The sequence below is a fragment of the Chromobacterium subtsugae genome (genome assembly GCF_035919665.1).
Taxonomy (GTDB): domain Bacteria; phylum Pseudomonadota; class Gammaproteobacteria; order Burkholderiales; family Chromobacteriaceae; genus Chromobacterium; species Chromobacterium subtsugae.
This window is the reverse complement of the sequence record NZ_CP142381.1, coordinates 1293767-1315425: the sequence shown is the minus strand read 5'-3', so window position 1 is coordinate 1315425 and position 21659 is coordinate 1293767. Positions and strand designations below refer to the sequence as shown.

At 65.6% G+C, this 21659-nt stretch carries 19 protein-coding genes; 9 read left to right on the top strand and 10 right to left on the bottom strand.

What is annotated here, in order from left to right:
- Nucleotides 1–157: 157 nt before the first annotated feature.
- Nucleotides 158–1789: an ABC-F family ATPase gene (locus U6115_RS06460; protein WP_043576366.1), complete on the bottom strand. Its 1632-nt coding sequence runs from the start codon at nt 1787–1789 to the stop codon at nt 158–160.
- Between the two features lie 174 nt (nt 1790–1963).
- On the opposite strand from U6115_RS06460, the gene dapA reads away from it, so the two are divergent.
- Nucleotides 1964–2839: a 4-hydroxy-tetrahydrodipicolinate synthase gene (gene dapA / locus U6115_RS06455; RefSeq protein ID WP_043576369.1), complete on the top strand. Its 876-nt coding sequence runs from the start codon at nt 1964–1966 to the stop codon at nt 2837–2839.
- A 26-nt stretch (nt 2840–2865) separates the two neighbouring features.
- Nucleotides 2866–3984 carry an outer membrane protein assembly factor BamC gene (bamC, locus tag U6115_RS06450; protein WP_043576373.1) on the top strand — a complete coding sequence of 373 codons (1119 nt, stop codon included), beginning with the start codon at nt 2866–2868 and terminating at the stop codon, nt 3982–3984.
- A gap of 727 nt (nt 3985–4711) precedes the next feature.
- Here bamC and U6115_RS06445 read toward each other — a convergent pair.
- On the bottom strand, nt 4712–5845 hold the full coding sequence (locus U6115_RS06445; RefSeq protein ID WP_043576376.1) for a ribosomal protein uL16 3-hydroxylase: 1134 nt from the start codon (nt 5843–5845) through the stop codon (nt 4712–4714).
- Between the two features lie 142 nt (nt 5846–5987).
- Between U6115_RS06445 and U6115_RS06440 the strand changes: the two genes are divergently transcribed.
- Entirely contained in the window at nt 5988–6467 is a 480-nt protein-coding gene (locus U6115_RS06440) for an FKBP-type peptidyl-prolyl cis-trans isomerase (protein ID WP_043576379.1), read from the top strand.
- Nucleotides 6468–6535: 68 nt separating this feature from the next.
- Here the strand turns inward: U6115_RS06440 and U6115_RS06435 are convergent, their stop codons facing one another.
- From U6115_RS06435 to U6115_RS06410, 6 genes are all read right to left on the bottom strand, one after another.
- Nucleotides 6536–7285, bottom strand: a complete 750-nt coding sequence (locus tag U6115_RS06435) for a phosphatase PAP2 family protein (RefSeq protein ID WP_043576382.1) — start codon at nt 7283–7285, stop codon at nt 6536–6538.
- A 3-nt stretch (nt 7286–7288) separates the two neighbouring features.
- Nucleotides 7289–8107 carry a peptide chain release factor N(5)-glutamine methyltransferase gene (prmC, locus tag U6115_RS06430; RefSeq protein ID WP_043576718.1) on the bottom strand — a complete coding sequence of 273 codons (819 nt, stop codon included), beginning with the start codon at nt 8105–8107 and terminating at the stop codon, nt 7289–7291.
- Between the two features lie 10 nt (nt 8108–8117).
- Nucleotides 8118–9560 carry a magnesium transporter gene (gene mgtE, locus U6115_RS06425; protein WP_043576384.1) on the bottom strand — a complete coding sequence of 481 codons (1443 nt, stop codon included), beginning with the start codon at nt 9558–9560 and terminating at the stop codon, nt 8118–8120.
- Between the two features lie 215 nt (nt 9561–9775).
- Nucleotides 9776–10462, bottom strand: a complete 687-nt coding sequence (gene mtgA / locus U6115_RS06420; RefSeq protein WP_043576386.1) for a monofunctional biosynthetic peptidoglycan transglycosylase — start codon at nt 10460–10462, stop codon at nt 9776–9778.
- 2 nt (nt 10463–10464) lie between these two features.
- Complete coding sequence (aroE, locus tag U6115_RS06415; RefSeq protein WP_043576391.1) at nt 10465–11286, bottom strand: shikimate dehydrogenase; 822 nt, start codon at nt 11284–11286, stop codon at nt 10465–10467.
- Between the two features lie 96 nt (nt 11287–11382).
- Complete coding sequence (locus tag U6115_RS06410; RefSeq protein WP_043576392.1) at nt 11383–11835, bottom strand: rhodanese-like domain-containing protein; 453 nt, start codon at nt 11833–11835, stop codon at nt 11383–11385.
- 272 nt (nt 11836–12107) lie between these two features.
- Between U6115_RS06410 and glnA the strand changes: the two genes are divergently transcribed.
- The 5 genes from glnA to U6115_RS06385 all read left to right on the top strand — a co-directional run bounded on the left by glnA (nt 12108) and on the right by U6115_RS06385 (nt 17601).
- Nucleotides 12108–13526, top strand: a complete 1419-nt coding sequence (gene glnA / locus U6115_RS06405) for a glutamate--ammonia ligase (RefSeq protein WP_043576394.1) — start codon at nt 12108–12110, stop codon at nt 13524–13526.
- A 128-nt stretch (nt 13527–13654) separates the two neighbouring features.
- Nucleotides 13655–14113: a DUF4124 domain-containing protein gene (locus U6115_RS06400; protein WP_043576395.1), complete on the top strand. Its 459-nt coding sequence runs from the start codon at nt 13655–13657 to the stop codon at nt 14111–14113.
- A 138-nt stretch (nt 14114–14251) separates the two neighbouring features.
- Nucleotides 14252–15313, top strand: a complete 1062-nt coding sequence (glnL, locus tag U6115_RS06395) for a nitrogen regulation protein NR(II) (protein ID WP_043576396.1) — start codon at nt 14252–14254, stop codon at nt 15311–15313.
- A 31-nt stretch (nt 15314–15344) separates the two neighbouring features.
- Nucleotides 15345–16754 (top strand): nitrogen regulation protein NR(I), encoded by a 1410-nt coding sequence (ntrC, locus tag U6115_RS06390; RefSeq protein WP_043576398.1) that lies wholly within the window; start codon nt 15345–15347, stop codon nt 16752–16754.
- 91 nt (nt 16755–16845) lie between these two features.
- Nucleotides 16846–17601 carry a type 2 periplasmic-binding domain-containing protein gene (locus U6115_RS06385; RefSeq protein WP_043576399.1) on the top strand — a complete coding sequence of 252 codons (756 nt, stop codon included), beginning with the start codon at nt 16846–16848 and terminating at the stop codon, nt 17599–17601.
- 1 nt (nt 17602) lies between these two features.
- Here U6115_RS06385 and U6115_RS06380 read toward each other — a convergent pair whose 3' ends face one another.
- Nucleotides 17603–18103 carry a VOC family protein gene (locus tag U6115_RS06380; RefSeq protein WP_043576401.1) on the bottom strand — a complete coding sequence of 167 codons (501 nt, stop codon included), beginning with the start codon at nt 18101–18103 and terminating at the stop codon, nt 17603–17605.
- Between the two features lie 242 nt (nt 18104–18345).
- Complete coding sequence (locus tag U6115_RS06375) at nt 18346–19272, bottom strand: LysR family transcriptional regulator (RefSeq protein ID WP_043576719.1); 927 nt, start codon at nt 19270–19272, stop codon at nt 18346–18348.
- A gap of 92 nt (nt 19273–19364) precedes the next feature.
- Between U6115_RS06375 and metE the strand changes: the two genes are divergently transcribed.
- Nucleotides 19365–21644 carry a 5-methyltetrahydropteroyltriglutamate--homocysteine S-methyltransferase gene (metE, locus tag U6115_RS06370; RefSeq protein ID WP_043576403.1) on the top strand — a complete coding sequence of 760 codons (2280 nt, stop codon included), beginning with the start codon at nt 19365–19367 and terminating at the stop codon, nt 21642–21644.
- Nucleotides 21645–21659 lie beyond the last annotated feature (15 nt).

The window sequence follows — 21659 nt, the reverse complement described above, 5'->3', positions numbered from 1 at the left end:
ACGTGATGTCTCCAGCATCGGCCTTCCTGGCCGGGTCCCTGATTATTGTTGTCGCGCCGGGGACGGCGCCCATGAAAAAGCGGGAGTTTGTGCACCGCAATATAGCGCACGCCCTCCCGCCGGTAAAGCTACGGCCTGTGACAGACCGTATCCAAATTTACTCCAGACCCTTGCTGGCCAGGTAATCTTCGTAATTGCCGGTGTAGTAGTCGTAGCCGCCCTTGCCGTCCAGCTCCAGCACATGGGTGGCCAGGCTGCTGACGAACTGGCGGTCGTGCGAAACGAAGATCAGCGTGCCCTTGTACTTTTCCAGCGCCATGTTCAGGGATTCGATCGACTCCATGTCCATGTGGTTGGTCGGCTCGTCCATGATCATCACGTTCGGCTTCTGCAGGATCAGCTTGCCGTACAGCATGCGGCCCTTCTCGCCGCCCGACAGCACGCGCACCGCCTTGCCCACTTCGTCGCCGCCGAACAAGAGCCGGCCCAGCGTGCCGCGGATCACCTGCTCGTCGTCGCCTTCCTGGCCCCACTCGCGCATCCACTCGGTCAGCGTCATGTCGGAGTCGAAATCGGCTTCATGGTCCTGGGCGAAGTAGCCGATCTGCGCCTTTTCCGCCCACTTGATGCTGCCGTAGTCGGCGCTCAGGCCTTCGGCGAACTTGGCTTCGAAGGCGCCGGCCAACAGCTTGACCAGCGAGGTCTTGCCGGCGCCGTTCGGCCCGATGACGGCCAGGCGCGCGCCGGCTTCCAGAATCAGGTTCAAATCCTTGAAGAGCACCTTGTTCTCATAAGCCTTGTTCAGGCTCTCCACCTCCACCGCCTGACGGTGCAGCTTGAACTTGTCGTCCATTTCGAAGCGGATGAACGGGTTCTGGCGGCTGGATGGCTTCACTTCCACCATCTCGGACTTCAGCTTGTCCACCTGCTTCAGACGGCTGGTTGCCTGGCGGGCCTTGGACTTGTTGGCGGAGAAGCGGGCCACAAACTCCTGCAGCTCCTGGATCCGCTCCTTGGCCTTGCTGTTGGACGACAGCTGGCGCTCGCGCGCCTGAGCCGACGCGATCATGTAGTCGTCGTAGTTGCCCGGGTAGATGCGGATGGTGTTGTAGTCCAGGTCCGCCATGTGGGTGCACACCGAGTTCAGGAAGTGGCGGTCGTGCGAAATGATGATCATGGTGGAGTTGCGCTCGTTCAGCACATGCTCCAGCCAGCGGATGGTGTTGATGTCCAGGTTGTTGGTCGGTTCGTCCAGCAACAGGATGTCCGGATTGGAGAACAGCGCCTGCGCCAGCAGCACCCGCAGCTTCCAGCCCGGGGCCACTTCGCTCATCGGGCCGAAATGCTGCTCCACCGGAATGCCGACGCCCATCAGGAGCTCGCCGGCGCGCGCCTCGGCGGTGTAGCCGTCGTACTCGGCGAACTTGGCTTCCAGTTCGGCCGCGTGCATGTAATCGTCTTCGGTGGCTTCCAGATTGGCGTAGATGGCGTCGCGTTCGCTCATCGCCGCCCACATCTCGGTATGGCCCATCATCACCACGTCGATCACGCGCTGATCTTCGTAGCCGAACTGGTCCTGGCGCAGTTTGCCGAGGCGCAGGCCGTTTTCGATGGCCACTTCGCCGGCGGTCTGTTCCAGGTCGCCGCCCAGAATCTTCATGAAAGTGGATTTGCCGGAACCGTTGGCGCCGATCAGGCCGTAACGGTTGCCTTCGCCGAATTTGACGGAAACCTTCTCGAACAAGGGTTTCACGCCAAACTGCATGGTAATGTTGCTTGTGGTAATCACGCTGTGGGATCCTTCAGCCAGCTCGCCGTAAGTATCGGAAAAACGTAGGATTCTAGCACAATCGCCCGGCATTCCCGAAGCCCCCGCCGCCGCTTCGCCACGAACTTTTGCCAGCCAGACGAATTCCGCTACAATCGTAAACCTTGTAAATCCTTATCCCAGATAGGCAGAACTATGCTTACCGGCAGCTTGGTAGCTCTGGTCACACCGATGTCGCAGGATGGCGCGGTGGACTTCGCAGCGTTGCAACGATTGGTTGAGTTCCACATCGAAAACGGCACTGCCGGCATCGTCGCCGTCGGCACCACCGGCGAATCGGCCACGTTGTCTGTGGAAGAACACATCGAAGTGGTCGCCGCCGTAGTCAAATACGCCGCCGGACGCGTCAAGGTCATCGCCGGAGCCGGCGGCAACGCCACCGCCGAAGCCATCGAACTGGGACAGCGCTCGGCCGACGCCGGCGCCGACATGGTGCTGTCGGTGGTGCCCTACTACAACAAGCCCACCCAGGAAGGCATCTACCAGCACTTCAAGGCCATCGCCGACGCGAGCCCGCTGCCGGTCATCCTTTATAATGTCCCCGGCCGCACCGTCGCCGACATGAGCAACGACACCGCGCTGCGCCTGGCCGAGCACCCGAACATCGTCGGCCTGAAGGACGCCACCGGCGACATCGGCCGCGCCTGCGACCTGGCGCTGCGCGCGCCGAAGGATTTCGCGCTGTACTCCGGCGACGACGCCACCGGCATGGCGTTCATGCTGTGCGGCGGCCATGGCGTGATCTCGGTCACCGCCAATATCGCGCCCAAGCAAATGAGCGCGCTATGCGTGGCCGCCACCTCCGGCGACGCGCGTCAGGCCCGCGCGATCAACGACAAGCTGCAAGGCCTGCACAAGCAGCTGTTCATCGAACCCAACCCTATCCCGGCCAAGTGGGCCCTCGTCCGGATGCAACACATCCGCGAAGGCATCCGCCTGCCGCTCACCCCGCTCAGCCAAGCTGCCGAGGCAGCCGTCGAAGCGGCCCTGAAACAAGCAGAAATCCTTTGATCATCCCCTGCACGATGGGAGTCCGCATGAAACACAGCGCGTCCGTCGCGATTCTGTTGGCAACTGGCATGATGGCCGCTTGCAGCACCCCGCAACCGCTTAGCAAGCCTCTGGATTATCAGTCCGACGCCCCAAAAGCCACGGCTAACAGCCTGGAGGTGCCGCCGGATCTGACCACCCCGCAGATCCAGAACAAGTACAACCTGCCCGGCGGCGTCACGACCGCCAGCGCCGATCCCGCCGTCGCCGCCGCCACGTCCCCGATCGCCATCAATCAACTGGACAAGGTGCGCATGGAGCGCGCCGGCACCCAGCGCTGGCTGCTGGTCGGCGACAAAAAGGCCGCCGAACTGTGGCCGGTGCTGAAGGCCTTCTGGCAAGAAAACGGCTTCGTCATCAAAACCGAAGACCCGAGCGTCGGCATCATGGAAACCGACTGGGCGGAAAACCGCGCCAAACTGCCCAACGACGGCCTGCGCAAACTGCTGGAAACCGTCGGCCTGGGCAGCGTCTACTCCACCGGCGAACGCGACAAGTTCCGCATCCGCCTGGAAAACACGCCGCAAGGCACCGAGGTTTACTTCTCGCACCGCGGCATGGAAGAGGTCTACGCCGACAACAGCAAGACCAACACCATCTGGCAGGCTCGCCCGACCGACCCCAATCTGGAAGCCGAGCTGCTGGGCCGCTTCATGATCCGCCTGGGCATGACCGAAGAGAAAGCCAAGGCGCAGGTTCAGCAAACGCTGGCCAAGCCGGCCAAGCCGCAAGACCCTATCGTAGACGGCCAACTGCAGCTGGCCGACGGCTTCGACCGCGCCTGGCGCCGCGTAGGCCTGGCGCTGGACCGTGTCGGCCTGATCGTCACCGACCGCGACCGCTCGCAAGGCCTGTACTACGTGAAGCCGGCCAAGGGCGAGACCGACAGCAAGGAAGACTCCGGCAGCGGCTTCTGGTCCAGCCTGGCTTTCTGGAAGAGCGGCGACGGCAAGGCGGTGAAACCGACCGAGCAGGAATACCGCATCAAGCTGCTGGAACAGACCGGCGGCAGCACCACGCTGCAAATTCAGGACAAGCAGGGCAAGCCGCTGTCCGACGACTTCGTCAAAGCCGCGCTGGGCAAGCTGCAAACCGAGCTGCAATAACGCAACAACCGGCAGGCGAAAAAACAACAGCCCGCGATAGCGGGCTGTTTTTTATGCTGGACACATCTGTTTATCAGGCAGAATGGGGCTGAGGCCCTAATTACAACCACTCCGCGCCATGCGGGCCGCAATATGTAACGTTTTGTATTCGGCGGCAATATCTGTGGCTTTTCCACCAAATTTACAACTATCGCTAACAAGCCGCCGGAAGACAGACGCAAAAAAACCGGCCGAAGCCGGTTTTTTCGATGTTGCTCGCCGCGAATTACTTAGCAGCGGAAGCAGCCGGAGCGGAAGCGTCAGCAGCCGGAGCGGAAGCAGCCGGAGCGGAAGCTTCAGCGGCCGGAGCGGAAGCGGCCGGAGCGGAAGCTTCAACTGCGGGAGCGGAAGCTTCAGCCGGAGCTTCTTTCTTACCGCAAGCGGACAGGGCTACGGCCAGCAGGGCAGCAACGAGGAGCGACTGTTTCATTTTTTCTTTACCTTTGAGGATAAGTTGAACAAGACGTCAGTTATCGCACGGTCTCGACAATAAGCCGGGCGACTGAAAATCCATCAGTGAGCAAATTGTATCACGAAAAAAATAGCTGTATAGAGGGCAAAAATCTAAAAAAACCACATTGCCAATCTAAGCCGGGCAATGGATGGCGCGGACACAAAAACGGGCGTTTACCCCCCAAATGCAGCCGTCCATCGCGTTGCCGATTCGATACAAGCGCAAAAACTGTTGCTATTGTGCTACATCAGTCAGCAAATGCCAATAACCTGACAGATAGCCATCGTACAAAGAAGCCAGCATATCGGCCGAGAATGTCCCCGGCGCCAGCTTGCGCTGGTTGGCGAATTGCCGCCAATGCGCGAAATCGCCGGCGTCCGCCGCCAGTTTCTCGCCGTTGCAGTAGACGCAGTCGTCGCAGAACAGGATCTGGCTCTTGCGATCCAGCGCCAGCCCCTGGCTCGCCAGCGCCTCGGCGAACTCGTCCTCGTCCAGTTCCTCCTCCGGCGCATCGTAGAACACATGCGCCTTGGGTTCGGTCAGATAGTGGCCGAGAAAGTCGCATACCGTGTCCTTGTCCCAGCGGATGCGCGACAGCAGGCCGGACACCTGTTCAATCATTTCCGCGCTGATGCGCGCCGGATCGGCTTGCAGCTTCAGGTTCGGGTCGGCGTACACGCCGTCCAGGCACATCCGGTCCTGCAGATAGACCAGGAACTGGGTCGCCAGCTCCTGCGCGGGCGGCGCGCGGAAACCTATCGAATAGGTCATGCCCGGCTCCAGCGCCACGCCGTGGTGCGCATAGTGCGGCGGCAGGTACAGCATGTCGCCGTGCTCCAGCACGAACTCCTCCTCCACCCGGAAGTCTTTCAATACGCGGATGGGGGCATCCTCGATGAAATCGTCGTCGTGCTGCGCCGAGATCTGCCAGCGCTTGCGCCCGCCCACCTGCAGCAGGAACACGTCATAGGCGTCGAAGTGCGGCCCCACCGTGCCGCCGGGCGGCGCATAGCTGATCATCAGATCGTCCAGCCTGGCATAAGGGATGAAATTGAAGCGCCACAGAATCTCGTCGATATGCGGCAGATGGTGGTTCACCCCCTGCACCAGCAGGGTCCAGTCGGTTTCCGCCAGCCGGCGGAAACGGGAAGCGCGGAACGGGCCGCGCTCCAGATGCCAGCGCCCCCGCTTGAATTCGATGAGCCTGGACTCCGCGTCGTCGCGCTGCGCCAGCTCGGACAAAACGGAGAAATCGACGTGCGGGCCGACATCGGTCAAGGCGCCGCGGATCAGCAGCGGCTTCTTGTGCCAGTATTCGGCCAGGAATTGTTCGGGCGACATGCCGCCCAGTAGAGTTGTCGTGTTCATTGCGGTGTCACGGGACCTAAGATGCCCGTCTATGGTTTACAATACGGCCAGGCGCGCGAGCGCGCTATCTTGCGGTGGAAGGAACACCCTCGGGACCGTCCCTGTCAAGTTTTTTTCACCATCCCTCACGGATATCCAACTCATGCAAATCGCCAAAAACACCATCGTCACCCTCCACTACGAGATGTTCGATGTCGACAACAACCTCCTCGACAAGACCGAAGAGCCGATCAGCTACCTGCACGGCGGCTACGACGGCATCTTCCCGCTGGTGGAAGAAGCGCTGGAAGGCAAGAACGTTGGCGAATCCGTCGACGTGAAGCTGACTGCCGACGACGCTTTCGGCGATCCGGAAGAAGAGCTGGTCCGCGTGGAAGACCTGGAAGTGTTCCCGGCCGATGTCGAAATCGGCATGGTGTTCGAAGCTGACGATCCGGAAACCGGCGAACTGCTGCTGTTCCGCGTCACCGACATCGCCGACGGCAAGGCCATCGTCGACGCCAACCACCCGCTGGCCGGCCAGAGCATCCGCTTCGCCGCCAAGGTGGTGGAAGTCCGCGCCGCCTCCGCCGAAGAAATCAGCCATGGCCACGCCCACGGCGAACACGGCCATCATCATTGATGCGCCGCGGGCGGCATGAAACGCCATAGCCGCCCCAGGGCGGGCCCGGAGGCCCGCCCTTGTCTTTTCTAGTGGCCCGAGCGGCCCAGCCTGACAAATCCCCACAGCAGCACGGCGGCCCCGATCGCCACCCGCAGCCAGTACTCGGCGAACACTCCGTGATGTCCCAATTGCCAGGCCAGCGAGCCGGCCAACAGCACCAGCAGGATCATCCAGGCGGTCCGGGTGATGTCGCGCGCCCAGCCGCCGGGCCAAGCGTGGCGCAGCGCCAGCCGCATCGTCGCCCAGCCCAGCAAGGCGCCGGCCAACAGGTCCAGCGGCCAATGCACGCCGATGGCGATGCGCGACAGCAGCACCGCCGCCGCCAATAGACACCAGGCCGCGGCCCAGCCCCACCTCGCGCCATGCCGGGCGAAGGTGGCCAGCGCCGCCGCCGCCATCGCGTGGCCGGATGGGAAAGAGCCGTTGCCCGGCAGACGGTCCAGCAAATCCACCGCCCCCGGCGGCAGCACCAGCGGCGGCCTGGGCACCGCGAAGCCGGCCTTGAGCGCCACCGCCAGCACGATGGCGGCGACGCTGCCCGCCAGCAGCGCCGGCAGCCGTTGCGGCGCGCGCCAGCTCAGCGCGAGCAGCAAGGCCAGCACCGTCGGCCAATCGCCGAACACGCTGGCGAAACGCCAAAACGGCGCGGGCAGCTGCTGCAGCCAGGGATGGAGCGCCAGAAACAATTGCCGGTTGGCCTCCGGCCACAGCGCGAGGCAGGCGATCGGCGGCGTCAGCAGCCACGCGGGCCAGCAGGATTTCCATCGCAGCGACATCGCTCAGCCCGCTTTGCGCCCGATGGTGACGCGGTCCTGGCCGGCCAGGTCGCGGATGGTTTCCACCTGGCTCAAACCAGAGTCGGCAAACAGCGCCCTCACCGCCTCGCCCTGATCGTAGCCGTGCTCGACCATCAGCCAGCCACCGTCGGCCAGCCGCGCCGGCGCGCCGGCGGCGATCTCGCGCAGGCAGGCCAGGCCGTCGGCCTCGTCGGTCAGCGCGCCGCGCGGTTCGAAGCGCAGGTCGCCTTCGGCCAGATGATGGTCGCCGCGCTCGATATACGGCGGATTGGACACGATCAAATCGAAGCGAGCGTCGGCGTCCAGCGGGGCGAACCAGCTGCCCAGCCGGAAATCGACGCGGGCAGCCAGCGCATCGGCATTGCCGCGCGCGACAGCCAGCGCGTCGGCGGAGACATCGACCGCCCCCACCGACCAGCCCGGCGCTTCCAGCGCCAGCGTGACGGCGATGATGCCGCTGCCGGTGCCCAGATCCACCGCCCGCGCCGGAGCGGCCGGATCGACGCAGGCCAGCGCCAGCTCAATCAAATGTTCGGTTTCCGGCCGCGGGATCAGCACCGCCGGACTCACCTGGAAATCGCGGCCGTAGAATTCGCGCGCGCCAATCAGATAGGCCATAGGCTCGCCGGCCAGCCGGCGCGCGGCCAGCGCGTCGAAAGCCGCGGCGATATCGGCGGCCAGCTCGCGTTCCGGGTGGCCGACGATGGCGGCATGCGTCAGGCCGGGCCAGACGCGCATCAGCAGCATGCGGCTTTCCAGCCGCGGCAGGGAGTGGCGGCGCAGCGCCTGTTCGATAGTCAGCATCATGTATCTACAATAGGAATAGCGTGGCGAGGCCGAGGAAAATCAGGAAGCCGCCGGAATCGGTGCAGGCGGTGATCAGCACGCTGGAACCCAGCGCCGGGTCCTTGCCCAGCTTCTGCATCAGCGTCGGAATCATCACCCCCATGGTGGCGGCCAACATCAGGTTCAACGTCATCGCCGCCAGCATCACCAGTCCCAGCGAGGCGCTGCCGTACAGCAGCCAGGCGATGGCGCCGATCACGCTGCCCCACACCATGCCGTTGATCACGCTGACGCCCAGCTCCTTGCGCCACAGCCGGCCGGTCTGGCCTATCCGCATCTGGCCCATCGCCAGCGCGCGCACGATCATGGTGATGGTCTGGTTGCCAGAGTTGCCGCCGATGCCGGCGACGATGGGCATCAAGGCCGCCAGCGCCACCAACTGCGCGATGGAGTGCTCGAACGCGCCTATCACCCGCGAGGCGAAGAAGGCGGTGCAAAGATTGATCGCCAGCCACGACCAGCGGTTCTTCACCGAATCCATCACCGGCGCGAACAGGTCTTCCTCTTCCTTCAGGCCGGCCAGGTTCCGCACTTCGCTGTCGGACTCCTCGCGGATCACGTCCACCATCGCGTCCACCGTCAGCCGGCCCAGCAGCACGCCGCGCTCGTCCACCACCGGCGCGGTCACCAAGTCGTAGCGCTCGAACGCCAGAGCGGCGTCCAGCGCCGCCTCGTCGGGGTGGAAGCTCACCACCTCGGTGGCCATTGCCTGCGCCACTTCGGCGTCGGGGTCGGACACCAGCAGCTTGCGGATGGACAGCACGCCCTTCAGCCGGCCGGCTTCGTCGGTGACGAAGATCTTGTCGGTCTGGCCCGGCAATTCGTCGAAGCGCCGCAGGTAGCGCAGCACCACTTCGCAGCTGACATCGGCGCGGATGGTCACCAGCTCGAAATCCATCAGCGCGCCGACGCGGTCGTCGTCGTAGGACAGCACCGCCTGCAACTGGCCGCGCTCTTCCTCGTCCAACCGTCCCATCACCTCGTACACCACCTGGCGCGGCAGGTCCGGCGCCAGTTCGGCCAGCTCGTCGGCCTCCAGGCCGCTCACCGCCGCCACCAGCCGTTCCTGGTCCATCACTTCGACCAGCGATTCGCGCACCGCGTCGGACACCTCCAGCAGGATGGCGCCGCCGCGGGCGGCCTCGGCCATGTCCCAGGCCAGCAGGCGGTCCTCCAGCGGCAGCGCCTCCAGGATGTGGGCGATGTCGGCCGGATGCAGCTGCGCCAGCTTCTGGCGCAATTCGGTCAGATTATGTTGCGGCGCCAAGCCGTCGGCGGCCGCGGATTCGGCCGCGTCCTGGCGCGATACAAGATGTTCCAGCTGGCGTTGGCGCTCGATCAGGCTTTGCACCAGGCCCAGGCTTTCTTGCAGACGATCGGCGGATTGTTGCTTGTAGGCAACCGTCATGCACGTCTCCTTCCGCCCACAGGGCGCACAAGGTGCAGACGGTGTGAGGCGGGCTTATTCGCTAAGGGTGTAACGGGATTGGATTACGGGATAACTGGGTAAGTCCATTGCGCTCACCGCGGCTTGCGCGCGGCAACCGGAAAGAAAGTCGCGATTGTAACATATCGTCAAAATCGGCTCCAGCCGGCCCCTGCCGGGGCCGGCCGCGGCGCGGCTCAGGGCAATTCGACGTAAGCCATGCGCCGCTGGATGATGCGGGTCTTCCGCGCCAGGCCCGGCGCGTTGCGGTGGGCGTCGTAATAGCGCGGATTGGGCACCATCGCCGCCAGCTTGGCGGCCTGGGACGAGGACAGCCTGGCCGCGCTGGTATGGTAGTAGTAGCGCGCGGCGGCCTCGGCGCCGAACACGCCGTCGCCCCACTCGATCACGTTGAGGTAGATCTCATAGATGCGGCGCTTGTCCAGCACCGCTTCCAGCATCATGGTGATCAGCGCCTCCTCCAGCTTGCGCCACGGCGTCTTGCCGCTGGACAGGAACAGGTTCTTGGCCAGTTGCTGGCTGATGGTAGAGCCGCCGGCGACGATCTTGCCCTTCTTCAGGTTTTTCTCGAACGCCGCCTCGATGCCGTCCCAGTCGAAGCCTTCGTGGTCGACGAACCTGGCGTCCTCCGACGCGATCAGCGCCCGCTTCAGATTCGGCGAGATTTTCGCGTACGGCACCCAGCGCTGGCTCAATTCGGCGTCCGGATCGTCGGCCTGCATCTTGGCCAGCCGCTCGTTCATGAAGGAGCTGGCGCTGGGATTGTGGTCGCGCCAATAGACGACATGGCCGAACACCCACAGGTTATACAGCACAAAAGCGGCCACCAGGGCCGCCAGGATCTTCAACAGGATGCGCGACATGCTCAGGCTAACACTTCCCTCAGCATATTGGTCACCTTGCGGGTGTCGGGCTGGATCCCGCGCCAGATGGAGAAGGACTCGGCCGCCTGCTCCACCAGCATGCCCAGGCCGTCGGCCAGCATGCCGGCGTTTTCTCCCTGGGCCCGTTGCAGGAAAGGCGTCAGGCCGCTGCTGTACACCATGTCGTAAGCCAGGGTGCGGGCGGTGAACACGCCATGCGGCAGCGGCGGCATCTCGTTGCTCAGGCTGGTGGAGGTGGCGTTGATGATGATGTCGAAGCTGCGGCCCGCCAGCGCGTCGTAGCCGACGGCCTCCACCTTGCCGTAGCGGGCGAAATGGTGCGCCAGCGCCTCGGCCTTGATCACGGTGCGGTTGGCGATGGTCAGGCTGGCCGGCTTTTGCTGCAGGATGGGCTCCAGCACGCCGCGCACCGCGCCGCCGGCGCCCAGGATCAGCACGCGCTGGCCGGCGATCGGGTAGTCCAGGTTTTCCACGATGTCGCGCACCAGGCCGACGCCGTCGGTGTTGTCGCCGTAGACCTTGCCGTCGCGGAAGGTCAGCGTGTTCACCGCCTCGGCGGCGCGGGCGCGCTCGGTCACTTCCTGCGCGAAGCGGAAGGCGTCGCCCTTGAACGGCAGCGTGATATTGAGACCCTTGCCGCCGGCGGCGACGAAGGCCTCCACCTGCGGGCGGAAGGCGCCCAGTTCGGCGAACAGCTTTTCATAGCTGATGTCCTGGCCCAAGGCCCGGGCGAACTCCTGATGGATGAACGGAGACTGGCTGTGCGAAATCGGGTTGCCGATAACGGCGTAACGGTCGGTCATGGTCGGCTTTCCAAAATGTGCGCCGCGCGCGGCGGCGGGTTCAGGCCACACTTTGCCGCGTTACGCCGCAAACTTCAACCGCCGCCGTCAATCCTGTCAGCCCTGCATCCAGGGCAGGCCGCGCTGGCGCCAGCCGCCGACAGAGTTGCGATGGCCGCTGGCGTCCAGATCGCCCTCGAAGCCTTCCAGCACGTTGTACACCTCGCTGTAGCCGTTGGCCGCCGCCAGCCGCGCCACCTGGTCGGAGCGCGCGCCGGAGCGGCACATCACCAGCAGCACCGCCTCCGGATCCACCTGATGCGTCAGCTGCGCCAGGAAATTGGGGTTGGCCGCCATGCCCGGGTAGCTTTTCCATTCGATGTTCACCGCGCCGGGCACCGTGCCGACGAACTGCCATTCGGCATGGCTGCGCACGTCCAGCAGCACCGTCTTGGGCAAGGACTGCAGCAATTCATAGGCTTCATCCGGCAGCAGCGCGCCGCTGTAGGGCAGACCGGAGCGCTCGGCGCGCTGATGGGCGGTTTGCAGAATCTGCTTCACTTTGCTCATGCTGTTTTCCTCCTGCAATAAGGATGGCGTATGTTGCCGATTATCTGCCCACTCGCCGCGACTGGCAATTCGCACCAAGTTAGTGCATGGCAAAACAGCCAGCACCAGGATGGTTCACAATTCGGCATTCCAGCCGGCTGGCTAAGGCTATCCGCCTATGACACAATGCAACAGCAGCGATTTTGGAGCTGGCACGCTTCCTGCTTAAAGCCGGGCGTACCGATTTTTTCGCACTTGCCCTTGGGTGCACGTTGCCTTTCAGGAGATAAACCATGGCAGTAGCCGACGTAGTCAAGCTGATCCAAGAAAACGACGTCAAATTTGTCGATCTGCGCTTTACCGATACCCGCGGCAAAGAGCAGCACGTCTCCATCCCGGCCCATGTGCTGCTGGAAGACGCCGACGCCTGGTTCGAACGCGGCCACGCCTTCGACGGCTCCTCCATCGCCGGCTGGAAAGGCATCCAGGCATCCGACATGCTGCTGATGGCCGACCCGGCCACCGCCCGCATCGACCCGTTCTTCGACGAGCCGACCGTATTCATGTCCTGCGACGTGATCGACCCGGCCGACGGCAAGGGCTACGACCGCGACCCGCGCTCCATCGCCAAGCGCGCCGAAGCCTATCTGAAGGCCTCCGGCGTCGGCGACACCGCCTACTTCGGCCCGGAGCCGGAATTCTTCATCTTCGACAGCATCACCTGGGGCACCGACATGTCCGGCTGCTTCGTCAAGATCAAGGCCGAAGAAGCGGCCTGGGCCTCGGCTGAAGAATTCGAAGGCGGCAACATGGGCCACCGTCCGGGCGTCAAGGGCGGCTACTTCCCGGTGCCGCCGGTGGATTCGTCGCAAGACATCCGCTCCGCGATGGTGCTGCTGCTGGAAGAGCTGGGCGTGCCGGTGGAAGTGCACCACCACGAAGTGGCCACCGCTGGCCAGAACGAAATCGGCACCAAGTTCAGCACGCTGACCCAGCGCGCCGACTGGACCCAGATCCTGAAATACGTGGTGCACAACGTCGCCCACAGCTACGGCAAGACCGCCACCTTCATGCCCAAGCCCATCGTCGGCGACAATGGCTCCGGCATGCACGTGCACCAATCGATCTGGAAAGACGGCGTCAACCTGTTCGCCGGCGACGGCTACGCCGGCCTGTCCGATACCGCGCTGTACTACATCGGCGGCATCATCAAGCACGCCAAGGCGCTGAACGCCATCACCAACCCGGGCACCAACTCCTACAAACGCCTGGTGCCGCACTACGAAGCGCCGGTGAAGCTGGCCTATTCGGCCAAGAACCGCTCCGCCTCGGTGCGCATCCCGCACGTGGCCAGCCCGAAAGGCCGCCGCATCGAAACCCGCTTCCCGGATCCGCTGGCCAACCCGTACCTGTGCTTCTCCGCGCTGCTGATGGCCGGCCTCGACGGCATCCAGAACAAGATCCACCCGGGCGACGCGGCCGACAAGAACCTGTACGACCTGCCGCCGGAAGAAGACAAGCTGATCCCGACCGTATGCGCCAGCCTGGACGAAGCCCTGGCGGCGCTGGACAAGGACCGCGAGTTCCTGACCCGCGGCGGCGTGTTCTCCAACGATTGGATCGACTCCTACATCGAGCTGAAGATGCAGGAAGTCAACCTGACCCGCATGACCACCCACCCGGTGGAATTCGCGATGTACTACTCGCTGTAAGCGCCAAGCGCCCATGCGGGAAAAACGGCAGCCTCGGCTGCCGTTTTTTTGCGCCCCGGCCTCAAGCATATATGACGCAGACCGCCGATTTGCTTATCATGGAAGCGCACTCTAACCAGCCTCCGACGATGAAAACATTAGCCCTTCTCCTGCTGCTGGCCTGCGGCGGCGTCCAGGCGGCCACCATCTACAAGTACGTGGACGCCAACGGCAACGTCACCTACACCAATGTGCCGATCCGCGGCGCGCAGCCGATCAAGCTGAATCCGCTTTCATCCTACCCCGGCGGCAAGAGCGGCGGCGCCTCCGCCGGCAAGCCGGCCGCGTCCGGCGGCTACCCCAGCGTGGACGCCAATATCCAGAAGCAGCGCGACAATGGCCGCAAGAAAATCCTGGAACAGGAATTGGCCAACGAGGCGAAGGCGCTGGATGCCGCCAAGAAGGCGCTGGCCGACGGCAAGGCCACCCGCCTGGGCGACGAGGCGCGCAACTACCAGAAATACCTGGACCGGGTGCAGAAACTGCAGGACGAGGTCACCGACCGCCAGAAGAATGTCGAGGCGCTGCGCCGCGAGCTGGGCATGTGATGGCTTAACGCACCAGTTTAGTGCAAACTTAAGCCGCCGCGCCGCGTCCGCGCGCCATTCCGTCCCGCTCCGGGGCTGGCCCGCTTATTGCTGGGCAAGATGGCCGCGGCCGCGCCCACCACCCGAAACCGGAACCCCATGCCCCTACCCAGCTTTGCCGGACTGGAACTGCTAGACACCCCGGTGCTCATCTGCGACGCCGCAGCCTCGCTGCGCTTCGTCAACCCCGCCTGCGAAAACCTGCTGGCGCTGGGCAGCCGCGAAATGCTGCGCCACAGCCTGCTGGAGCTGTTCCAGCCCTGCCCCGCGCTGCGCCAGGCGCTCACCACCGCGCTGCTGCAAGGCGCCAGCTACATCGAGCACGACCTGGAACTGAAGCCGCAGCACAACGACGCCGTGCTGCACGTGGCGCTGACCATCACCCCGGTAGACGCCGACGGCAGCCTGGCGCTGATCGAACTGCGGCCGCTGGACCAGCAGCTGAAAATCGCCAATGAGGAGCGCTCTCTGCTGCAGCACCAGGCCAACCGCGAGCTGATCCGCAACCTGGCGCACGAAATCAAAAACCCGCTGGGCGGCATCCGCGGCGCGGCCCAGCTGTTGGAGCACGAGCTGGCCGACCGCCCCGAGCTGAAGGAATACACCGCGGTCATCACCGAAGAGGCGCTGCGCCTGCAGGCGCTGGTGGACCGGCTGCTGGCGCCGCACCGCAGCCACAGCCGCGCGCCGATCAACATCCACGAGGTGCTGGAGCGGGTGCGCAGCATCGCGCTGGCCCAGCATCCGCAAGGCCTGGCGGTGATCCGCGACTACGACACCAGCCTGCCGCTGCTGTCGGCCGACAAGGAACAGCTGATCCAGGTGGTGCTCAACATCGTCAACAACGCGGTGCAGGCGCTGCGCGGCCAGGGCCGCATCGTGCTGCGCACCCGGGTGGCCCGCCAGATCACGCTGGCGCGCAAACGCCACCAGCTGGCACTGAAATTGCAAATCGAGGACAACGGCCCCGGCGTGCCCGACGACATCCGCGACCACATCTTCTACCCGCTGGTCACCGGCCGCGCCGAAGGCACCGGCCTGGGGCTGACGCTGGCGCAGGCCTTCGTCCACCAGCACGGCGGCAGCATAGAGTTCGAATCGCGCCCAGGCCAGACCTGCTTCACCGTGCTGCTGCCCTTCGCCGCCGACGCGGCGAGCTGACACCTAAAAGAACGCTCAGGAGACACGCAATATGACCAAGCCGGTCTGGATCATCGACGACGACAAGGCGATACGCTGGGTGCTGGAAAAGGCGCTGACCCGCGCCGAGATCGGCTTCGACAGTTTCTCCAGCGCCGACGACGCGCTGAACGCGCTGTACGACGCCACCCCGCAGGCCATCATTTCCGACATCCGCATGCCCGGCACCGACGGCCTGAAATTCCTGGCCAAGGTGAAGAACGAGCATCCGCAGCTGCCGGTGATCATCATGACCGCCCACTCCGACCTGGACTCCGCGGTATCGGCGTTCCAGGGCGGCGCCTTCGAATATCTGCCCAAGCCCTTCGACATCGACCAGGCGGTGCTGCTGATCGAGCGCGCGCTGGCGGAAAGCCAGGCGCAGGCCGCCGGCCCGGACAGCCCGGAGGCGATGCCGGTGCTGCTGGGCCAGGCGCCGGCGATGCAGGACGTGTTCCGCGCCATCGGCCGGCTGGCCCAGTCCAGCGTCACGGTGCTGATCACCGGCGAATCCGGCACCGGCAAGGAAAGGGTGGCGGAAGCGCTGCATCGCCATTCGGTGCGCTCAGGCAAGCCCTTCATCGCGCTCAATACCGCGGCGATCCCGAAGGACCTGCTGGAGTCGGAACTGTTCGGCCACGAAAAAGGCGCCTTCACCGGCGCGCTGGCCGCCCGCCGCGGCCGTTTCGAGGAGGCAGAGGGCGGCACGCTGTTCCTCGACGAAATCGGCGACATGCCGACCGAGCTGCAGACGCGGCTGCTGCGCGTGTTGTCCGACGGCCATTTCTACCGCGTCGGCGGCCACACCCCGATCAAGGCCAATGTGCGGGTGATCGCCGCCACCCACCAGAACCTGGAGCAGCGGGTGCGCGACGGCCAGTTCCGCGAAGACCTGTACCACCGCCTCAACGTGATCCGGCTGCGGCTGCCGCCGCTGCGCGAGCGGCGCGAGGACATCCCGCTCCTGACCCGCCACTTCCTGGCCAAGAGCGCGTCCCAGCTGGGCGTGGAGGCCAAGCGCCTGTCCGAGGCGGCGATGGCGCTGATCCAGCGCAGCGCCTTCAGCGGCAATGTGCGCGAACTGGAAAACCTGTGCCAGTGGATCTGCGTGATGGCGCCGGGCCAGACGGTGGAGGTGGCGGACCTGCCGCCGGAATTGCGCGACCCGCAGGGCCAGCCGGCCGCTGCGGCGGCATCCGGCTGGGATCAGCAATTGGCCGAGGAAATCCGCCAGCGCCTGCTAGCCGGCGAAACCGGCATCGTCGACGAGCTCACCCACCGCTTCGAAAGCTGCTGCATCCGCGCCGGCCTCGCCCACACCGGCGGCCGGCGGGTGGAGGCGGCTCACCTGCTGGGCTGGGGCCGCAATACGCTGACGCGGAAAATCCAGGAGCTGGGCCTGGACCATGGCGATCCGAGCTGACAATTATTAATCATACAATTCCAAGCAGCCGGCATCATCTTTAAGCAATACTGATAGAATCAGGCCAAATCCCTCTTGCCCGATTCATCCGATGCCACGCCTTGTCCTCGCTCTGGCCTGCCTGACGCCCCTGGCCGCGCCGGCCGCGCCGCTGCAGATCGCGATCAGCGACGCGCTCACCAGCCCGTACGTGATCGAAGATCCGTCCGCCGCCGCGCCGCCGCGCGGCCGCGCCATCGAGCTGGCCCAGGCCGCGCTGGAGCATTGCCGACTGGATGGCGGCTTCAGCCGCCAACCCGGCGAGCGCATCGTGCAGAATCTGGCGCTGAACCGCATCGACAGCGCGCTGCTGCTGTCCTACAAGAGCGAGCGCGCCGGCCAGATGGCCTTTCCGATGCGCGCCGGCCAGGCCGACCCGGAACGCCGGATGGCCACCTTCCACTACGCGTTCTATGTCCGCAGCGACAGCCGCCTGCGCTGGAACGGGCGCGCGCTGGTCGGCCTCGCCGGCGCGGTCGGCATCAACCAGGGCTGGTCGATAGGCCGCGACCTGCTGTCGCAAGGCATCCCGGTGGAGGAAAGCCACGGCATCGCCGACAACTTCGCCAAGCTGCAGGCCGGCCGCACCGACGCCTACGCATTGCATCAGCTGGCCGGCGACCTCTACCTGCGCCACCACCCGGAGCTGAAAATCCGCCGCCTGTCGCCGCCGCTGCAAAGCAAGACCTATTACTGGGTGTTCAGCCGCGGCTACGCCAGCCGGCATCCGCAGCAGGTGGACTGCCTGTGGCGGCAAATGCCGGCCCTGCGCGCGCGCTATCTGCCGGAAAGCGTCGCCGCGCGCTGACTCAGCCGTAGCGCGCCAGCTCGCGGACCCAATCCAGCCTGCCGTCCTCGGCCGGCGCCGGCGCCGCGTCCAGCAACTGCGGCGGCACGAACCAGCACACCTCGAACAGCAGCCCGTCCGGATCGTGGCCGTAGACGCTTTTGTGCACGCCGTGGTCTTCCTCCATGCCCAGCTTGCCAAGCGCGGCCAGCTCGTCGCGGATGCGCTTCAATTCCGCCAGGGTGTCCACCTCCCAGGCCAGGTGGTACAGGCCGGCCTTGGGCTGATGCGGGTCCGGCGTCTCGCCGCGCGGGCTGAACGGGCCGGAGCGTTGCTGGCCCAGATTGCGGCTGAACAGCGCCAGATCGTGGTCGTTGTCCGAATGCGCGGCCTGGGTGAACACCGCGCGGCTGGAGCCGGCGTCGCCCTTGGGGCGGAAGCCCAGCACATCGCGGTAGAAAGCGGTGCTGCCGGCCACGTCGCTGACGTAAAGCACGGCGTGGTTGAGTCGTTTGATGCCCATATCGATTCCTGTGATGCCCATTGAAATGGCCAGCCCTGATCGGCCGGCCGCAGCCGGCTGTTCAGATATGCCTGGCCCAGGCCGCGCAAGGGCGGCGGCGCGCAGGCCAGCCAGCGGTTGAAATGCGGGCAGGCGCTTGCCGCCGACGCGCGCGGCGATGCCGCCCAGCGCCCCCCCCCGTCCATTCCCGCCTTCGTTTCCGCGGCCCGCCCCGGCATTCTGAATGAATAAGCCGCCCGGACTCAAGCCGGCAAAGGCGACAGCCCCGGCAGGCTGGCGAAGCTGCAGTCCCGCACCGTCTGCAGAAAGTCCTGCATGTAGGCCTGGCCGGCGTCGTCGCCGCGCAGCGCCGCGTACAGCTCGCTCTGCAGGCCCGCCTCCCCTACCTGGCGCGCCACCACGTAGCCGCGCTCCAGGTAGGGCTGCACCGTCCAGTACGGCAGCACCGCCACCCCGCGCCGGCTGGCCACCAGCTGGATGATGGCGATGGTCAGCTCGGCGGTGCGCCGCGCCGGGTTGACGCCGGCCGGCAGCAGCACCTTGCGCAGCAGATCCAGCATATCGTCCGGCACCGGGTAGTGGATCAGCGTTTCGCCGACGAAATCCTCGGCCCGCCAGCAGGCCTTGCCGGCCAGCGGGTGTTCGCGCGCGGCGATCGCCACCATTTCGTAGGCAAACAGCGGTTGGTGGACGATGCCGGCCTGCGCCTCGGCCTCGGACACGATGGCGAGATCGGCGCGGCCGCTCAGCAGCAGGCCCACCGGGTCCGCGTGGAAGCCCGACACGATGTCCAGCTCCACCGCCGGCCAGTGCTGGCGGAACTGGTCCATCGCCGGCATCAACCAGTCGAAGCAAGTGTGGCACTCCACCGCCACCCGGATTTCGCCGGCCTCGCCCTGGCGGATGCGCGCCAGGTCGCGCTCGGCCGCCGCCACCCGCGCCAGCAGATCGCGCGCCAGCCTGAGCAGCCGCTCGCCGGCCGGCGTGAAGCGCAAGGGCTGGGTCTTGCGTTCGAACAAGGCCAGGCCGTACGCCGTCTCCAGCTGTTTCAACTGATGCGACAGCGCCGACTGGGTCAGGTACACCCGTTGCGCGGCCTGCGACACGCTGCCGCTTTCCGCCAGCGCCAGCAGGCTTTTCAAATGCCTAAGCTCCAGCACGCTCATCATCGATTCCATTCATGCTGAACAACAAAATAATGAGTTTGAATCATACATCACAATGACAGATGCTTGTTCCATCACGACACAAGGAGCAAGCGATGACCACCACCCACCTGCCGGGCTTCCCCCGCATCGGCGCCAAGCGCGAACTGAAAATCCTGCTGGAAAGCTACTGGAAGCGCGACATCTGCGAAGCCGAGCTGCTCGCCGGCGCGCGCGAACTGCGCCAACGCCACTGGCTGCTGCAAAAAGGCGCCGGCGTCGATCTGCCGCCGGTCGGCGATTTCTCGCTGTACGACCATGTGCTGGACGCGCAGCTGCTGGTGGGCGCCGCGCCGGCGCGCTTCGGTTTCGCCGCCGACGCCATCGACACTGAGCGCTACTTCCAGCTGGCGCGCGGCAATGCCAGCCAGCCGGCGCTGGAAATGACCAAGTGGTTCGACACCAATTATCACTACCTGGTGCCGGAATGGCAGACAGACACCGCGTTCCGCGCCCAGCCGGAGCGGCTGCTCGGCCAGGTCCGCGAAGCTCTGGCGCTAGGCGTGCGCGCCAAGCCGGTGCTGCTCGGCCCGCTCAGCCTGCTGTGGCTGGGCAAGTGCAAGGGCCGGACGTTCGAACGGCTGCAATTGCTGCCCGGCCTGCTGGCCGCCTATCGGCAAATCCTGGCCGCGCTGCGCGAAGCCGGCGTGGAATGGGTGCAGATCGACGAACCCATTCTGGCGCTGGACCTGCCGCCCGCCTGGCTGGACGCCTTCCCGGCCAGCTACCGGCAGCTGCAAGCCGACGCGCCGGCCATCCTGCTGGCCAGCTACTTCGGCGGCGTGGCCGAGCATGCCGATCTGCTCAAGGCGCTGCCGGTGGCCGGCCTGCACCTGGACCTGGCGCGCGCGCCGCAACAGCTGTCCGCCTTCTTGGCCGGCTTCCCGGCCGACAAGGTGCTGTCGGCCGGCGTCATCGATGGCCGCAACGTCTGGCGCGCCGACCTGTCCGCCATCCTGCGGCAGTTGCAGGCCGCCCACGCCCAGCTGGGCGACCGGCTATGGCTCGCGCCCAGCTGCTCGCTGCTGCACAGCCCCTTCGACCTGGCCGCCGAAATCGCGCTGGCTCCCGATATCAAAGCATGGCTGGCCTTCGCGGTGCAGAAACTGAACGAACTGAGAACCCTGCAGCGCGGCTTGCGGCTGGGCCGCGACGCCATCGCCGGCGAATTGGCCGGCAGCGACTTCGCCCAACAACAAAAACAGCACAGCCCGCTGATCCACCTTCCCGGGGTGCGCCAGCGCATCGCCGCGCTGCCCGCCGGCGCCGACCGCCGCGCCAGCCCCTACCCGGTCCGCGCCCCGCTGCAGCAGGCCTGGCTGCGCTTGCCGCCGCTGCCCACCACCACCATAGGATCCTTCCCGCAGACCGCGGCCATCCGCGCCAGCCGGGCCGCCTACAAACGCGGCGAACTGGCCGCCGCCGACTATCAAAAAGCGATGGAGGGCGAAATCGAGCTAGCGATCCGCCGCCAGGAAGCGCTGGGGCTGGATGTGCTGGTGCATGGCGAGGCCGAGCGCAACGACATGGTGGAATATTTCGGCGAGCAGCTGTCCGGCTTCGCCTTCACCGCCGGCGGCTGGGTGCAAAGCTACGGCAGCCGCTGCGTGAAGCCGCCCATCCTCTACGGCGATGTCAGCCGTCCCGCGGCGATGACCGTGGACTGGGCGCGCTACGCGCAAAGCCTGACCGCCAAGCCGGTGAAGGGCATGCTGACCGGGCCGGTCACCATCCTGCAGTGGAGCTTCGTCCGCGACGATCTCCCGCGCAGCGAAGTTTGCCGCCAGATCGCGCTGGCGCTGAATGACGAGGTGCGGGGTCTTGAGGCCGCCGGCATCCGCGTGATCCAGATCGACGAGCCGGCCATCCGCGAAGGCCTGCCGCTGAAGCGCGCCGACCGCGACGGCTACCTGGCCTGGGCCGGCCAGGCCTTCCGCCTGTCCTGCCACGGCGTCGACGACGCCACCCAGATCCATACCCATATGTGCTATTCGGAATTCGGCGACATCCTGCCGGCCATCGCCGCGCTGGACGCCGACGTGATCACCATCGAAACCTCGCGTTCGGACATGGCGCTGCTGGCGGACTTCAGCCGCTTCCGCTACCCCAACGCCATCGGCCCCGGCGTCTACGACATCCACAGCCCGCGCGTGCCGGCGCCTGCGGAAATCCGCCAGTTGCTGGAAAAAGCCTTGCAGGTGATTCCCGCCGCGCAGCTATGGGTGAACCCGGACTGCGGCCTGAAAACCCGCGACTGGCCGGAGGTGGAGGCGGCGCTGGCCGCCATGGTTCAGGTCGGCCGGGAGTTGCGGGAGGAGATCGCGCCAGCGGTTTGAGCAGCGCAAAAGCAG

Coding starts and splice junctions, on each gene's coding strand:
- U6115_RS06410 (WP_043576392.1), bottom strand. CDS start 11,835: ATGAGCAAAGTGAAGCAGATTCTGCAAACCGCCCATCAGCGCGCCGAG.
- U6115_RS06445 (WP_043576376.1), bottom strand. CDS start 5,845: ATGAACACGACAACTCTACTGGGCGGCATGTCGCCCGAACAATTCCTG.
- U6115_RS06440 (WP_043576379.1), top strand. CDS start 5,988: ATGCAAATCGCCAAAAACACCATCGTCACCCTCCACTACGAGATGTTC.
- U6115_RS06375 (WP_043576719.1), bottom strand. CDS start 19,272: ATGATGAGCGTGCTGGAGCTTAGGCATTTGAAAAGCCTGCTGGCGCTG.
- U6115_RS06435 (WP_043576382.1), bottom strand. CDS start 7,285: ATGTCGCTGCGATGGAAATCCTGCTGGCCCGCGTGGCTGCTGACGCCG.
- metE (WP_043576403.1), top strand. CDS start 19,365: ATGACCACCACCCACCTGCCGGGCTTCCCCCGCATCGGCGCCAAGCGC.
- bamC (WP_043576373.1), top strand. CDS start 2,866: ATGAAACACAGCGCGTCCGTCGCGATTCTGTTGGCAACTGGCATGATG.
- mgtE (WP_043576384.1), bottom strand. CDS start 9,560: ATGACGGTTGCCTACAAGCAACAATCCGCCGATCGTCTGCAAGAAAGC.
- aroE (WP_043576391.1), bottom strand. CDS start 11,286: ATGACCGACCGTTACGCCGTTATCGGCAACCCGATTTCGCACAGCCAG.
- U6115_RS06380 (WP_043576401.1), bottom strand. CDS start 18,103: ATGGGCATCAAACGACTCAACCACGCCGTGCTTTACGTCAGCGACGTG.
- ntrC (WP_043576398.1), top strand. CDS start 15,345: ATGACCAAGCCGGTCTGGATCATCGACGACGACAAGGCGATACGCTGG.
- glnA (WP_043576394.1), top strand. CDS start 12,108: ATGGCAGTAGCCGACGTAGTCAAGCTGATCCAAGAAAACGACGTCAAA.
- mtgA (WP_043576386.1), bottom strand. CDS start 10,462: ATGTCGCGCATCCTGTTGAAGATCCTGGCGGCCCTGGTGGCCGCTTTT.
- U6115_RS06400 (WP_043576395.1), top strand. CDS start 13,655: ATGAAAACATTAGCCCTTCTCCTGCTGCTGGCCTGCGGCGGCGTCCAG.
- glnL (WP_043576396.1), top strand. CDS start 14,252: ATGCCCCTACCCAGCTTTGCCGGACTGGAACTGCTAGACACCCCGGTG.
- U6115_RS06385 (WP_043576399.1), top strand. CDS start 16,846: ATGCCACGCCTTGTCCTCGCTCTGGCCTGCCTGACGCCCCTGGCCGCG.
- dapA (WP_043576369.1), top strand. CDS start 1,964: ATGCTTACCGGCAGCTTGGTAGCTCTGGTCACACCGATGTCGCAGGAT.